General features: G+C 57.4%; 14 protein-coding genes. 11 read left to right on the top strand and 3 right to left on the bottom strand.

Features of this window, described 5'->3' with window-relative positions:
- Window positions 1-115 precede the first annotated feature (115 nt).
- Complete coding sequence (ubiC, locus tag ACE3MN_RS25000; protein ID WP_004137576.1) at window positions 116-613, top strand: chorismate lyase; 498 nt, start codon at window positions 116-118, stop codon at window positions 611-613.
- 12 nt (window positions 614-625) lie between these two features.
- Complete coding sequence (gene ubiA, locus ACE3MN_RS24995) at window positions 626-1,495, top strand: 4-hydroxybenzoate octaprenyltransferase (protein ID WP_024360182.1); 870 nt, start codon at window positions 626-628, stop codon at window positions 1,493-1,495.
- Window positions 1,496-1,593: 98 nt separating this feature from the next.
- On the opposite strand, the gene plsB is transcribed toward ubiA, so the two are convergent.
- A complete protein-coding gene (gene plsB / locus ACE3MN_RS24990) occupies window positions 1,594-4,017 on the bottom strand; it encodes a glycerol-3-phosphate 1-O-acyltransferase PlsB (RefSeq protein WP_004137573.1) in 2,424 nt (807 codons plus the stop codon).
- Between the two features lie 129 nt (window positions 4,018-4,146).
- On the opposite strand from plsB, the gene ACE3MN_RS24985 reads away from it, so the two are divergent.
- The 4 genes from ACE3MN_RS24985 (at window position 4,147) to ACE3MN_RS24970 (ending at window position 6,981) form a co-directional block, all read left to right on the top strand.
- Entirely contained in the window at window positions 4,147-4,515 is a 369-nt protein-coding gene (locus ACE3MN_RS24985; RefSeq protein ID WP_004127797.1) for a diacylglycerol kinase, read from the top strand.
- Window positions 4,516-4,637: 122 nt separating this feature from the next.
- A complete protein-coding gene (gene lexA, locus ACE3MN_RS24980) occupies window positions 4,638-5,246 on the top strand; it encodes a transcriptional repressor LexA (RefSeq protein ID WP_004097774.1) in 609 nt (202 codons plus the stop codon).
- Window positions 5,247-5,318: 72 nt separating this feature from the next.
- Window positions 5,319-6,635, top strand: coding sequence for an MATE family efflux transporter DinF (gene dinF, locus ACE3MN_RS24975; protein ID WP_024360183.1), 1,317 nt, complete (start codon window positions 5,319-5,321; stop codon window positions 6,633-6,635).
- A gap of 136 nt (window positions 6,636-6,771) precedes the next feature.
- Window positions 6,772-6,981 (top strand): CsbD family protein, encoded by a 210-nt coding sequence (locus tag ACE3MN_RS24970; protein ID WP_004137568.1) that lies wholly within the window; start codon window positions 6,772-6,774, stop codon window positions 6,979-6,981.
- A gap of 90 nt (window positions 6,982-7,071) precedes the next feature.
- On the opposite strand, the gene zur is transcribed toward ACE3MN_RS24970, so the two are convergent.
- On the bottom strand, window positions 7,072-7,587 hold the full coding sequence (gene zur, locus ACE3MN_RS24965; protein WP_004137565.1) for a zinc uptake transcriptional repressor Zur: 516 nt from the start codon (window positions 7,585-7,587) through the stop codon (window positions 7,072-7,074).
- A gap of 192 nt (window positions 7,588-7,779) precedes the next feature.
- On the opposite strand from zur, the gene ACE3MN_RS24960 reads away from it, so the two are divergent.
- The 3 genes from ACE3MN_RS24960 to pspG all read left to right on the top strand — a co-directional run bounded on the left by ACE3MN_RS24960 (window position 7,780) and on the right by pspG (window position 9,754).
- A complete protein-coding gene (locus ACE3MN_RS24960) occupies window positions 7,780-8,268 on the top strand; it encodes a cupin domain-containing protein (RefSeq protein WP_004127806.1) in 489 nt (162 codons plus the stop codon).
- Between the two features lie 104 nt (window positions 8,269-8,372).
- Window positions 8,373-9,371: a tRNA dihydrouridine(20/20a) synthase DusA gene (gene dusA / locus ACE3MN_RS24955; RefSeq protein WP_024360184.1), complete on the top strand. Its 999-nt coding sequence runs from the start codon at window positions 8,373-8,375 to the stop codon at window positions 9,369-9,371.
- A gap of 140 nt (window positions 9,372-9,511) precedes the next feature.
- Window positions 9,512-9,754: an envelope stress response protein PspG gene (gene pspG, locus ACE3MN_RS24950; protein ID WP_004137559.1), complete on the top strand. Its 243-nt coding sequence runs from the start codon at window positions 9,512-9,514 to the stop codon at window positions 9,752-9,754.
- Between the two features lie 178 nt (window positions 9,755-9,932).
- Here pspG and ACE3MN_RS24945 read toward each other — a convergent pair whose 3' ends face one another.
- Window positions 9,933-10,916, bottom strand: coding sequence for a quinone oxidoreductase (locus tag ACE3MN_RS24945; protein WP_024360185.1), 984 nt, complete (start codon window positions 10,914-10,916; stop codon window positions 9,933-9,935).
- A 61-nt stretch (window positions 10,917-10,977) separates the two neighbouring features.
- Here ACE3MN_RS24945 and dnaB point away from each other — a divergent pair, with 61 nt between their 5' ends.
- A complete protein-coding gene (gene dnaB / locus ACE3MN_RS24940) occupies window positions 10,978-12,393 on the top strand; it encodes a replicative DNA helicase (RefSeq protein WP_024360186.1) in 1,416 nt (471 codons plus the stop codon).
- A gap of 145 nt (window positions 12,394-12,538) precedes the next feature.
- Complete coding sequence (alr, locus tag ACE3MN_RS24935) at window positions 12,539-13,618, top strand: alanine racemase (protein ID WP_024360187.1); 1,080 nt, start codon at window positions 12,539-12,541, stop codon at window positions 13,616-13,618.
- Window positions 13,619-13,801: the final 183 nt, after the last annotated feature.

Raw genomic sequence — 13,801 nt, 5'->3', positions numbered from 1 at the left:
GCGGCGGCCTCTGTTGCACGGCTGTTGCGCGGATGATCGTATATTGACGTTTGCCCGCCCCCCATCCTCCATTCTGCGATACAATACCTTTACGTTATGTACCGGAGATTCAGGCATGCCACATTCCGCGCTTACGCAACTGCGTGCGCTGCGTTATTTTGCCGAGATACCCCCGCTGGATGCGCATCTGCGCGACTGGCTATTGCTGGAAGACTCAATGACCAAACGCTTTGAGCAGCAGGGGAAGAAAGTCAGCGTCATCATGGTTAACGAAGGCTTTGTTGGATGCGAGGCGCTGGCCGGTGAGGAGTCCCTGTTACCGAGCGAACCCCGCTACTGGCTGCGGGAAATCATTCTTTGCGCCAACGGTGAACCCTGGCTGGCCGGTCGCACCATCGTGCCGGAATCAACGCTGAGCGGCCCTGAACTGGCGCTACAACAGCTGGGACAAACGCCGTTGGGCCGCTATCTCTTCACGTCATCGACGCTAACCCGCGATTTTATTGAAATTGGTCGTCATGCAGAGCTGTGGGGGCGCCGTTCCCGCCTCCGGTTGAGCGGCAAACCGCTGCTGCTGACGGAACTGTTTTTGCCTGCATCGCCGTTGTATTGAGAGGAAAATGAAATGGAGTGGAGTCTGACGCAGAACAAGCTGCTGGCGTTTCATCGCCTGATGCGTACTGACAAACCGATCGGCGCGCTGCTGCTGCTGTGGCCGACGCTGTGGGCGCTATGGGTGGCGACGCCGGGGATACCGCCGCTATGGATCCTCGCCGTTTTCGTCGCCGGCGTCTGGCTGATGCGCGCCGCTGGCTGCGTGGTCAACGACTATGCCGATCGCAAGTTTGACGGTCACGTCAAACGTACGGCCCGCCGCCCGCTGCCGAGCGGCGATGTGAGCGAAAAAGAGGCGCGAACGCTGTTTGTTGTGCTGGTGCTGCTTTCATTCCTGCTGGTGTTGACCCTGAACACCATGACCATTCTGCTGTCGATAGCGGCGCTGGCCCTGGCGTGGGTGTATCCGTTTATGAAACGCTACACCCACCTGCCGCAGGTCGTACTGGGCGCGGCGTTCGGCTGGTCGATCCCGATGGCGTTTTCGGCGGTGAGCGAGTCGCTGCCGCTGAGCTGCTGGCTGATGTTCCTCGCCAATATCCTATGGGCGGTGGCCTACGACACCCAGTATGCGATGGTCGATCGCGATGATGACGTCAAAATCGGTATCAAATCGACGGCGATCCTGTTTGGCGACAACGATCGCTTAATCATTGGTATCTTACAGGTGGCGGTACTGGGCCTGATGGCCGCGGTGGGCTGGCTGAGCGGGCTGGGCTGGGAGTATTACTGGTCGTTGTTTATCGCCGCGGCGCTGTTCGCCTGGCAGCAGAAGCTAATATTTAAACGCGAACGCGATGCCTGCTTTAAGGCGTTTATGAACAATAACTACGTTGGGCTGGTGCTGTTTCTTGGCCTGGCGATGGGATATATGCAGTAGCGCTGTGGGTTTCCCGGCTTGCGGCGTAAACGCCAAAGCCGGGCTACAAAACCGCATGGTCCGGTAGCCCGGCGCAGGCCGGGATATCTTGTTAAACGTTACGCTTCATCCTGGGTAACGCTTTCAATCGTTAACCGCACATCAGAAGTAATCAGATCCGCCAGCATGCGGTAGATCTTCAACGTCTCTTCCGGCTCGGCGTCGCCGGTATCGCTGATATAGCCTTCGTCGCGCAGGGTCAGCACCAGCGTGCTGAACACCGCTTTATCGAAGAACTCCGGCGCATTGATGCCGTGCAGAACGGACAGGCGCTGCGCCACGGTGCGGCTCTCTTTCTCCAGCGAACTGCGGTTGATTGACGGGTTGGCGCTCAGCAGCCAGAAGGTGATGGCGTAGCGCTGCAGCGTTTCGCGCGCGCCTGCGGCCAGCAGCTGCAGAGAACGGGCGTGAGACGGATTAACGCTCACCTCATCGTCGTTCAGGGCGATCAGACCCTGACGCTGCATCTCGGCGATCAGCGCATCGACGACGCCCGCCAGCTCCGCTTTTTCCCAACGCAGGAACAGCTCGGCCTTGAGGAACGGATAGAACATCTCGACGTGACGCAGAATTTCGGCGCGGGTAATACGACGATGCTGAGTGACGATGGCGGCTAACAGCGACGGCATCACCAGCATATGGGCGATGTTGTTGCGGTAATAGGTCATCAGGACGGCCTGCTCGCGCGGTAGAATGATGATATCGCCAATCGTATCTTTCTCGACTTCGAACTTGTTCATCTGCAGCGCGTGGTCGATAAGCTCGCTGGCTGAGGCCGCAGGCGTGGTCGCATCCGCTGAATATGGCACGTTGCGCAGCAGGGCGAGATAGCACTCCAACTGCTCGGTGAGCTGCTCGCGGGTCAGCGAACGCTGACGCGACGCCAGCAGCGCGGTACAGCACAGGTTCATGGCGTTTGCCGCGCCGGCATTATTGATGCGTACCATCAGATCCGAGGCGATGTTATTCACCGTCGGCGTCAGCCAGGAAGGACGGACCGCTTCGATAGGGTCGATAGATTCGCGCCAGTCCGGCACGTGCTGGTTCAGATAGGCCATCAGCGGCAGCGGTTCGCCGAAGTTAACGTAGCCCTGGCCGAGATTGCGCAGCTTGCTCAAGCCGCGCAGCATCTGCGGCAGACTCTCTTTCTCTTTCGTCGCGCCGCGCAGCTCTTTGGCGTAGGTGCCGACCTCCATCACGTGCTCGTAGCCGATGTAAATCGGCACCAGGGTGATAGGGCGGTTACCGCCGCGCAGCATCGCCTGGATGGTCATCGACAGGGTGCCGGTTTTCGGATCCAGCAGACGACCGGTACGTGAACGACCGCCCTCAACGAAGTACTCCACCGAATAGCCGCGGCTAAACAGCTCGCCAAGATATTCGCGGAATACGGTTGAGTAGAGCTTATTGCCCTTGAACGTGCGGCGAATAAAGAACGCGCCGCCGCGACGGAAAATCGGCCCGGCGGGCCAGAAGTTCAGGTTGATGCCGGCAGCGATATGCGGCGGCACCAGGCCCTGATGATAAATGACGTAAGAGAGCAGCAGATAGTCCATATGGCTGCGGTGGCACGGGACGTAGACTATCTCGTGGCCTTCGTGCGCCAGCTGGCGGACACGCTCGGCGTTATGGACGTTGATACCCTGATACAGCCGGTTCCAGGTAAAGCCCAGCACGCGGTCGGTCAAGCGAATCATCTCATAGGAGAAGTTCGCGGCGATCTCTTCCATCAGGGCGATAGCGTTTTGCTGAGCCTTCTCATGGGAAATTTTCTTGCTGCGCGCTTCGTCTTCTACCGCGCGGGCAATGGCTTTTGACGCCAGCAGTTTATTAAACAGATCCTGGCGCGCAGGCAGGCGCGGGCCAACCGCCGCCAGGCGCTGGCGGGCGAAGTGCATGCGCGCCACGCGGGCCAGCTTCTGAGCGATAGTTTTATCGGTACCGTGCTCGTCCGCCATCTTGCGCAGCGAGACCGAAGGCGAGAAACGGACGAAGCTATCGCGGCCCAGCCACAGAACGGCGAAGAATTTTTGAATGCCGTTGAGCATACGCAGCGGCGGGTTAACCTCGCCTTTTTCACGCCCCGGCGCGCGACCGAACATCACCGAAACCGGCACCATCTGCACGTCAAGATCGGGATGATTGCGGTGTAAATCCAGATAGTCGTGAAAGAGCTTGATAGACTCTTCTTTCGGCGTGTAATAGGTGAACACGCGCGGCCCGCCGTGGATAAATACGTAGCGCGGAAGCAGGGCGCCGTCGATCTCGAGCGGCTCCAGCGGGTCCGGTAACTCATGTTCCAGACATTGCGCGCGCAGCGTCAGCAGGTCCGCCTTCGAATTGTAGGGCAGGACGTACATAATGGGACGCGAGGTATCCAGGCCTAATTCCTGCGCAGGTTGCGCCGGAATCGACTTGCTTTTTACCAGCGCCCTTAATGGTAAATTCAGTAATTTATAGTAAATTCGTTGCCAGCCAGACATAGACGATGTGAAGCCTCTGGTTAATCATGCAAATGCGCCGCAAGAATAACAGAAAGTGCGCAAAATTTCCGTTGTAACGCGGCAAACGCGTACACTCATTGACGTCATTTACATAAAAAGGTTTGTTTGATGGCCAATAATACCACTGGGTTAACCCGAATTATTAAAGCGGCCGGGTATTCCTGGAAAGGATTCCGTGCGGCGTGGGTCAATGAGGCCGCATTTCGTCAGGAAGGCATCGCGGCCGTTATTGCCGTGGCGATCGCCTGCTGGTTAGACGTCGATGCCATCACGCGGGTGCTGCTCATTAGCTCGGTCCTGTTAGTGATGATAGTTGAAATTATCAATAGCGCGATTGAGGCGGTGGTTGACCGTATCGGTCCCGAGCATCATGAGCTTTCGGGGCGAGCGAAAGATATGGGATCGGCGGCGGTACTGCTGGCGATTATCATCGCGCTGATCGCGTGGGGAACGCTGCTGTGGGCGAACTACCGCTAAGTCTTGTCGTAGCTGCTCGCAAAACGGAAAGAAACTCCTGATTTTTGTGTGAAATGTGGTTCCAAAATCACCGTTAGCTGTATATACTCACAGCATAACTGTATATACACCCAGGGGGCGGAATGAAAGCGTTAACGACCAGGCAGCAAGAGGTGTTTGATCTCATTCGGGATCATATCAGCCAGACGGGCATGCCGCCGACGCGTGCGGAGATTGCTCAGCGCTTGGGGTTTCGCTCCCCAAACGCGGCGGAAGAGCATCTGAAAGCGCTGGCGCGTAAAGGCGCAATCGAGATCGTTTCCGGCGCCTCCCGCGGTATTCGTCTGCTGACGGAAGAAGAAACCGGTCTGCCGCTTATTGGCCGCGTCGCGGCAGGTGAGCCGCTGCTAGCGCAGCAGCACATTGAAGGCCACTACCAGGTGGACCCGGCCATGTTTAAGCCGAACGCCGATTTTCTGCTGCGTGTTAGCGGTATGTCGATGAAGGATATCGGTATTCTCGATGGCGACCTGCTGGCTGTCCATAAAACGCAGGATGTGCGCAATGGTCAGGTGGTTGTGGCGCGTATCGACGAAGAAGTGACCGTGAAGCGTCTGAAAAAACAGGGTAACGTCGTGGAATTGCTGCCGGAAAACAGCGAATTCTCGCCGATCGTGGTCGACCTTCGCGAACAAAGCTTTACTATTGAAGGCCTGGCCGTCGGCGTTATCCGCAACGGCAACTGGCAATAATCTCTTCATCTCGCAGCATCATCATCTGAAGCATGATGCTGCGTCGTTTTTCCTCATTTAGGCGCTTTCTCCATGCTTTTTAACGCCGCCGACAAAGCCCTGTGGCGCTTAGCGCTGCCCATGATCTTCTCCAATATCACCGTTCCGCTGCTGGGGCTGGTGGATACCGCCGTTATTGGTCATCTCGACAGCCCGATTTATCTGGGCGGCGTGGCGGTTGGCGCAACGGCGACCAGCTTCCTCTTTATGCTGCTCCTTTTTCTGCGTATGAGCACCACCGGGCTGACGGCGCAGGCGTTTGGCGCCAGGGATCCGCAGCGGCTGGCGCGCGCGCTGGTGCAGCCGCTGGGCCTGGCGCTGGCCGCCGGGCTGGCGATTGTGCTTTTCAGGATCCCGTTGATAAACCTGGCGCTGCATATTGTCGGCGGTAGCGAAGCGGTGCTTGAACAGGCCCGACGCTTCCTTGAGATTCGCTGGCTAAGCGCGCCGGCCTCGCTGGCGAATCTGGTTCTGCTGGGTTGGCTGCTGGGCGTACAGTACGCCAGAGCGCCGGTGATTCTGCTGGTGGTCGGCAACGTCCTCAACATTGTGCTCGATTTATGGCTGGTGATGGGCCTGCATATGAACGTGCAGGGGGCGGCGCTGGCGACGGTCATGGCAGAATACGCCACTTTCTTTATCGGACTGCTTATGGCGCGGCGCGTACTGGCGCTGCGCGGCGTATCCCTGTCGATGCTGAAAAACGCCTGGCGCGGCGATATACGCCGTCTGCTGGCGCTGAATCGCGACATCATGCTGCGCTCGCTGCTGCTACAGCTCTGCTTCGGGGCGGTGACGGTATTTGGCGCCCGCCTCGGCGCCGATATCGTCGCGGTCAATGCGGTCCTCATGACGATGCTGACCTTTACCGCCTATGCGCTGGACGGCTTTGCCTATGCCGTTGAGGCGCACTCCGGGCAGGCCTACGGCGCGCGTGACGACAGCCAACTGCTTGCGGTCTGGCATGCGGCCTGCCGCCAGTCAGGGTTGGTGGCGCTGGCGTTTGCGCTGATTTACGGCCTTGCCGGTGAACAAATTATCGCGTTGCTGACCTCGCTGCCTTCGCTACAGCAGTTGGCCGATCGCTATCTGGTCTGGCAGATGATCCTGCCGGTCATCGGCGTTTGGTGTTACCTGCTGGACGGTATGTTTATCGGCGCGACGCGCGGCGCGGAGATGCGCAACAGCATGGCGGTCGCGGCGGCAGGGTTTGCCCTGACGCTGTTAACCGTACCGGCGCTCGGTAACCACGGGCTGTGGCTGGCGCTGGCGGTATTTCTCGCCCTGCGCGGCGCTTCCCTGGCGGTTATCTGGCGGCGGCACTGGCAGCGTGGAACCTGGTTTTCATAGTGCATTTAGTTCATCTGATGGTTAAAGATTCCGAATAATAAATCTTACTCAGAATACTCATCTATAGTTAAGTCATGTCCGGTACACAGCGGGCTGTTCATTCACCGAACGATAACCGAACGATGAGGAATGCATGATGAATAAAGACGAAATCGGCGGTAACTGGAAACAGTTCAAAGGTAAAGCGAAAGAAAAATGGGGCAAGCTGACCGACGATGACATGACCGTCATTGAAGGCAAACGCGACCAGCTGGTGGGCAGAATTCAGGAACGTTACGGTTACGCCAAAGACCAGGCAGAGAAAGAAGTGACCGACTGGGAAACCAAAAACGACTATCGCTGGTAGCGAAAACGCCGTGTTTTAACCCACTGTTATTGCCTGCACGATCGGTACATGGAGGTACCGCTACCCTTGTTTCCCGCTGCGGCTAACGCCTCAGCGGGCTTTCTTTTTGATCTGGATGGTATGGTCGTGGTGGCAGTGGCCCGGCGTACTGCAGGCTTCCACTTCAACGCAGGCGGCGCACAGGCCATGAGCCTCAATGACGTTGTGGCGCAGAGCGAACCCCATTCTTGCCGCCAGCGTATGCATAATATCTTCGACGCCTTCCGCACACTCTTCTTTGACGCCGCCGCAGCGGTCGCAGATAAACATCGCCGAGCTGTGGGTTGGCTGATCGAAAAGGTGACACAGCACGTAGCTATTGGTGGATTCCACCTTATGTACGAACCCTTGCTCCAGTAAAAACTCCAGCGCCCGGTATACCGTCGGCGGTTTCGCCTGAGGTTCTTTTTCACGAAGGAGATCGAGCAGGTCATAGGCGCTGATTGCCCCTTGCTGCAGGCTCATCAAACGCAATACTTCGAGGCGCTGCGGGGTCAGGCGCACGCCACGCTGCGCGCACAGCTTTTCAGCATGCGCTAACATTTGTTGCGAAGTGGTCTTATCCATGAGCGTCCTCTGGTCGCGTGAATCTGAAACTGTTACTTTATCACGATACCGGTAAAACGCCGAGACCCGGCGGGATATAGCCGTCACACTTCGTGTGACATGTGCGTTGGTCGCCCCGGTCATACGCTTCTGGGGCGCGCTATCTTGCCGCCTTATGCTATACCTGAAGCATCTCATTTTCGGGAGAAAACGATGAAACGACCTGATTGCATACGACACTGGCGTGAACTGGAAGGTGCGGATGATTCCACCTATCCCGACAGTACTGAGCTTTTCTCCATCGGCGCGCCGCTGGCGCGCGGCCTGCGGCTGAATCGTCTGGGGATCCACCATGAACGTCTGCCGCCCGGGCGTCGTACCTCTTACCCGCATGCGGAAAGCGATGAAGAAGAGTTCATCTACGTGCTGGACGGCTATCCTGAGGTGTGGATTAACGGCTACCTCTGGAAGCTGGAGCCGGGGGATAGCGTCGGTTTTCCTGCCGGAACCGGCATTTGCCACACCTTCCTCAATAACACCGAGCAGGAGGTGCGCCTGTTAGTCGTTGGTGAGGCAAATAAGAAATTCAATCGCATCTACTACCCGCTGAACCCCGGCTATGCCGCCACGCGTCAGGATCGCTGGGTTGACCATCCGCCGCAGTTTTTTGGCCCTCACGACGGGAAGCCGCGGAAAATATAGCGTTTATGGCGGGATAAAAAAGGTGAGCGCTGACGCTATGCGTCAGTGGTTTATCTTTGTGCTATAGTAGCGCCCCTTTTTACCCGGATGCTTATTTATTCGCCATGATGTCAGAATCAACGCCTACTGCTTTCGCCGCTCACCGTTTTTCCATCGCGCCGATGCTCGACTGGACCGACAGACACTGCCGTTATTTTCTGCGTCAGCTGTCGCGCCATACGCTGCTGTATACCGAAATGGTGACCACCGGTGCGATTATTCACGGCAAGGGCGACTATCTGGCCTACAGCGAAGAAGAGCATCCGGTCGCCCTGCAGCTCGGCGGCAGCGATCCGGCTGCGCTGGCGCACTGCGCGAAGCTGGCGCAGGCGCGCGGCTATGATGAAATTAACCTGAACGTCGGCTGCCCGTCCGATCGCGTGCAGAACGGTATGTTTGGCGCCTGCCTGATGGGGAACGCGCAGCTGGTTGCCGACTGCATTAAAGCGATGCGCGACGTCGTGTCGATCCCGGTCACGGTGAAAACCCGTATTGGCATAGATGACCAGGACAGCTACGCGTTTCTGTGTGATTTTATCGAAACGGTATCCGGGAAAGGTGAATGCGAGATGTTTATCATCCACGCGCGCAAAGCCTGGCTTTCCGGTCTGAGCCCCAAGGAAAACCGCGAGATCCCGCCGCTGGATTATCCGCGCGTCTACCAGCTTAAACGTGATTTCCCGCATCTGACCATGGCGATTAACGGCGGCATTAAGTCGCTGGAAGAGGCAAAGCTGCATCTTGAGCATATGGACGGCGTGATGGTCGGTCGTGAGGCTTATCAGAATCCGGGCATTCTGGCCGCGGTGGATCGGGAAATTTTCGGCGTGGACGGCGTTGATGCCGATCCGGTCTCCGTGGTCCGGGCGATGTATCCCTACATCGAGCGCGAGCTTAGCAACGGGACTTATCTGGGACATGTGACGCGCCATATGCTGGGGCTGTTTCAGGGGATCCCCGGCGCGCGCCAGTGGCGTCGCTATCTGAGCGAAAATGCGCATAAAGCCGGGGCGGATATCAACGTGCTGGAACAGGCGCTGAAGTTGGTTGCCGATAAGCGTTAGTTTTTCGCTAAAACCTGGTCAAATTCACCACGCCCTGCACGTATCGTGTTGGGCGTTTTTGTTTTTATTCAATAAGTTATATTTGGCACGATTTTTGTAATATCCGGCAAGGTAGATAAAATTTCTTTAGGGGAAAGACGATGCTGGAACTCTTATTTGTAATTGGCTTTTTTGTCATGCTGTTGGTCACCGGCGTGTCGCTGCTGGGCATTATTGCCGCGATTGTGGTCGCGACCGCGCTGATGTTCGTCGGCGGTCTGTTTGCGTTAATGATTAAACTGCTGCCGTGGCTGCTGCTGGCCATTGTCGTGGTTTGGGTGATTCGGGCGATAAAATCGCCAGCCGCGAACCGCTATCGCGGTAATAACCGCTGGCGTTACTAAGGTATTGAGCGGTATGTCACAACCTGAAGATTTTTGCATAAAACAGCGTAGGCTTTGCTTATTAAATCTGTCACTATTAGCGCGTTAACGAATTCATCGCGCTGTACCCTACATACAGCCGAACAAAAAAAAGTAAGGGCTTCCCATGTGGAAGCCCTAAACTTTTGTGCTCCGGCCATTACGGCAAGAGCAAGCTCGAACCCTGCGTCGCCCGGCTTTCCAGCACCTCATGCGCGCGTCTGGCGTCGGTTAACGCATATTTTTGACTCTCCGCGACATCCACTTTTATCACGCCGCTGGCGATCAGCGAGAACAGCTCGTTGCTGGCTTCCGTCAGCTCTTCACGCGTGGTGATATAGCCCTGCAGAGAAGGGCGGGTGACGTACAGCGAACCCTTTTGATTGAGGATCCCGAGGTTGACGCCGGTCACCGGGCCGGAAGAGTTGCCGAAGCTCACCATCAGCCCCCGACGCTGCAGGCAGTCAAGTGAGGCTTCCCAGGTATCTTTACCGACGGAATCATACACCACGCGGACTTTCTTACCGTCGGTGATCTCTTTCAGGCGCTCGACGATATTCTCTTCGCGATAGTTAATGATCTGCCAGGCGCCGGCCTGTTTAGCGCGTTCTGCTTTTTGCGCGCTGCCGACGGTACCGATCAGTTTAGCCCCCAGCGCTTTTGCCCACTGGCAGGCGATGAGCCCGACGCCGCCGGCCGCCGCATGAAACAGGAACGGCTCGCCCGCTTTGATTTCGTAGGTTTTACGCAGCAGGTAATAGACCGTGAGCCCTTTCAGGAATGAGGCCGCCGCCTGCTCGAAAGAGATTGCGTCCGGCAAAATAGCGGCCTTATCGGCGGGGACGTTGTGCACGGCGCTATAGGCCCCCAGCGCCGATTGCGCGTAGACCACCCGATCGCCGGCTTTAATATGCTTCACGCCGCTGCCGACTTTACTTACCACGCCAGCGGCTTCGGTGCCCAGACCGCTCGGCAATGATGGCGGCGGGTAGAGGCCGCTGCGGATATAGGTATCAATGTAGTTGATGCCGATGGCCTTATTCTCTACCTGAATTTCGTGCTCTGCGGGATCTTTCGGCGTGAACTCTACCGCTTGCAGAACTTCAGGCCCTCCGTGCTGGTGAAATTCAATTCGTGTTGCCATGCTTCCCCCATAAATGTGGTAATCTTTCGACCCATTCACTATCTCGGTAACTCCATTCACTATGGCAGGAAATAAACCCTTCAACAAACCACAGACTGAACCCCGCGTGCGAGACTATCCGCTCGATGGGTTGAAGGTCCCGCCGCACTCGATTGAAGCGGAACAGTCGGTGTTGGGCGGTTTAATGCTGGATAACGAACGCTGGGACGACGTTGCCGAGCGCGTTGTTTCGGAAGATTTTTATACCCGTCCGCATCGCCATATTTTCACCGAAATGGCGCGTCTGCAGGAGTCTGGCAGCCCGATTGACCTGATTACGCTCGCGGAATCGCTGGAGCGTCAGGGTCAGCTGGACAGCGTCGGCGGCTTCGCCTATCTGGCCGAACTATCGAAAAATACGCCAAGCGCGGCGAATATCAGCGCCTATGCCGATATCGTTCGTGAACGCGCGGTCGTACGCGAAATGATCTCCGTGGCGAATGAAATCGCCGAAGCCGGTTTCGACCCCCAGGGCCGCACCAGCGAAGATCTGCTCGACCTCGCCGAATCCCGGGTGTTTAAAATTGCCGAAAGCCGCGCGAATAAAGACGAAGGGCCGAAGAATATCGCCGAGGTGCTGGACGCCACCGTGGCGCGTATTGAGCAGCTGTTCCAGCAGCCGCATGACGGCGTCACCGGGGTCAATACCGGCTATGACGATCTCAATAAAAAGACCGCCGGTCTTCAGCCGTCGGACCTGATTATCGTCGCTGCGCGTCCGTCGATGGGTAAAACGACCTTTGCGATGAACCTCGTGGAAAACGCGGCGATGCTGCAGGATAAGCCGGTACTCATCTTCAGTCTCGAGATGCCCTCGGAGCAGATTATGATGCGTTCTCTGGCCTCGCTGTCGCGCGTTGACCAGACCCGCATTCGTACCGGCCAGCTGGATGACGAAGACTGGGCGCGTATTTCCGGCACCATGGGGATCCTCCTGGAAAAGCGCAATATTTATATCGATGACTCCTCCGGCCTGACGCCGACGGAAGTGCGCTCCCGTGCGCGGCGTATTGCCCGCGAGCACGGGGGGATCGGGCTTATCATGATCGACTACTTGCAGCTGATGCGCGTGCCGTCGCTCTCCGATAACCGTACGCTGGAAATCGCCGAAATTTCGCGCTCGCTCAAGGCGCTGGCGAAGGAGCTTCAGGTGCCGGTGGTGGCGCTGTCGCAGCTTAACCGCTCGCTGGAACAGCGTGCGGATAAGCGTCCGGTGAACTCCGACCTGCGTGAATCCGGCTCCATTGAGCAGGACGCCGACTTAATCATGTTTATCTACCGTGACGAGGTTTATCACGAGAACAGTGATTTAAAAGGCATCGCCGAAATTATTATTGGTAAACAGCGTAACGGCCCTATCGGGACGGTGCGCCTGACGTTTAACGGTCAGTGGTCGCGTTTTGATAATTATGCTGGGCCACAATACGACGACGAATAAATCTCCGTCATCCTTCATGCCGCAGATGCGTTGACTACGCCTGTTCACCCCGGTCACTTAGTTTACTAAGCTCCCGGGGATTCTCAGGCTTGTCGCCTTCCTGCAACGCGAAGGATTCAGGAGATTCTTTTATTAAGGAATTCAAATGCAAGCGGCAACTGTAGTCATTAACCGCCGCGCTCTGCGACACAACCTGCAACGTCTGCGTGAACTGGCGCCCGCCAGCAAACTGGTTGCGGTGGTGAAAGCGAACGCCTACGGACACGGTCTTCTTGAGACCGCGCGAACGCTCCCTGACGCCGATGCTTTTGGCGTCGCCCGTCTTGAAGAAGCCCTACGCCTGCGCGCGGGCGGTATCGCCCAGCCGATTCTCCTGCTGGAGGGGTTCTTTGAGGCCGCCGACCTGCCGGTGATTTCCACCCAGCGCCTGCACACGGCGGTACACAGCCCGGAACAGCTGGCGGCGCTGGAGGAGGCAGATTTACCCGAGCCGGTCACCGTATGGATGAAGCTGGATACCGGGATGCATCGATTAGGCGTTCTGCCCGAACAGGCCGAAGCGTTTTATCAGCGTCTCAGCCAGTGTAAAAACGTCCGCCAGCCGGTCAACGTGGTCAGCCATTTTGCCCGTGCGGATGAGCCCGAGTGCGGCGCGACCGAACGTCAGCTGGATATCTTTACCACCTTCACGGAAGGGAAACCGGGGCTGCGCTCTATCGCCGCATCCGGCGGTATATTGCTGTGGCCGCAGTCGCATTTCGACTGGGCGCGTCCGGGGATCATTCTCTACGGCGTGTCGCCGCTCGACGGTGGCTCTACCGGCGCGGACTTTGGCTGCCAGCCGGTGATGTCTCTGACCTCGAGCCTGATCGCGGTGCGCGAGCATAAAGCCGGGGAGCCGGTGGGCTACGGCGGAACCTGGATCAGCGAGCGTGATACGCGTTTAGGGGTGGTGGCGATGGGCTACGGCGATGGTTATCCGCGCGCCGCGCTGTCCGGAACTCCGGTGCTGGTCAACGGCCGCGAAGTGCCGATTGTCGGACGCGTGGCGATGGATATGATTTGCGTCGATCTCGGGCCCGAAGCGCAGGATAAATCGGGCGACCCGGTCGTGCTGTGGGGCGAAGGCCTGCCCGTCGAGCGTATTGCCGCAATCACAAAAGTAAGTGCTTACGAACTTATTACCCGCCTGACTTCGCGGGTATCAATGAAGTACGTGGATTGATTTCAGCCAGCGCTCTTTCTCCCGGTGACGGCTGACGCCTTACCGGGGCTACGGGTTCGCTACCGGCTGCGGGCCGGTAGCCAGGATAAGGCGTTTTAAGCCGCCATCCGGGATGGGCGATCAAACCCAGCCATACGCCAACATCCTCTCGACCTTCTTTCACATCCGGTTTATTGTGTTATG

It is taken from the genome of Klebsiella grimontii (assembly GCF_042137965.1).
GTDB lineage: Bacteria > Pseudomonadota > Gammaproteobacteria > Enterobacterales > Enterobacteriaceae > Klebsiella > Klebsiella grimontii.
This window is presented reverse-complemented; position numbering and strand designations above follow the sequence as displayed.

Coding starts and splice junctions, on each gene's coding strand:
- ubiC (WP_004137576.1), top strand. CDS start 116: ATGCCACATTCCGCGCTTACGCAACTGCGTGCGCTGCGTTATTTTGCC.
- alr (WP_024360187.1), top strand. CDS start 12,539: ATGCAAGCGGCAACTGTAGTCATTAACCGCCGCGCTCTGCGACACAAC.
- zur (WP_004137565.1), bottom strand. CDS start 7,587: ATGGATAAGACCACTTCGCAACAAATGTTAGCGCATGCTGAAAAGCTG.
- ACE3MN_RS24960 (WP_004127806.1), top strand. CDS start 7,780: ATGAAACGACCTGATTGCATACGACACTGGCGTGAACTGGAAGGTGCG.
- plsB (WP_004137573.1), bottom strand. CDS start 4,017: ATGTCTGGCTGGCAACGAATTTACTATAAATTACTGAATTTACCATTA.
- dusA (WP_024360184.1), top strand. CDS start 8,373: ATGATGTCAGAATCAACGCCTACTGCTTTCGCCGCTCACCGTTTTTCC.
- ubiA (WP_024360182.1), top strand. CDS start 626: ATGGAGTGGAGTCTGACGCAGAACAAGCTGCTGGCGTTTCATCGCCTG.
- dnaB (WP_024360186.1), top strand. CDS start 10,978: ATGGCAGGAAATAAACCCTTCAACAAACCACAGACTGAACCCCGCGTG.
- ACE3MN_RS24970 (WP_004137568.1), top strand. CDS start 6,772: ATGAATAAAGACGAAATCGGCGGTAACTGGAAACAGTTCAAAGGTAAA.
- pspG (WP_004137559.1), top strand. CDS start 9,512: ATGCTGGAACTCTTATTTGTAATTGGCTTTTTTGTCATGCTGTTGGTC.
- lexA (WP_004097774.1), top strand. CDS start 4,638: ATGAAAGCGTTAACGACCAGGCAGCAAGAGGTGTTTGATCTCATTCGG.
- dinF (WP_024360183.1), top strand. CDS start 5,319: ATGCTTTTTAACGCCGCCGACAAAGCCCTGTGGCGCTTAGCGCTGCCC.
- ACE3MN_RS24985 (WP_004127797.1), top strand. CDS start 4,147: ATGGCCAATAATACCACTGGGTTAACCCGAATTATTAAAGCGGCCGGG.
- ACE3MN_RS24945 (WP_024360185.1), bottom strand. CDS start 10,916: ATGGCAACACGAATTGAATTTCACCAGCACGGAGGGCCTGAAGTTCTG.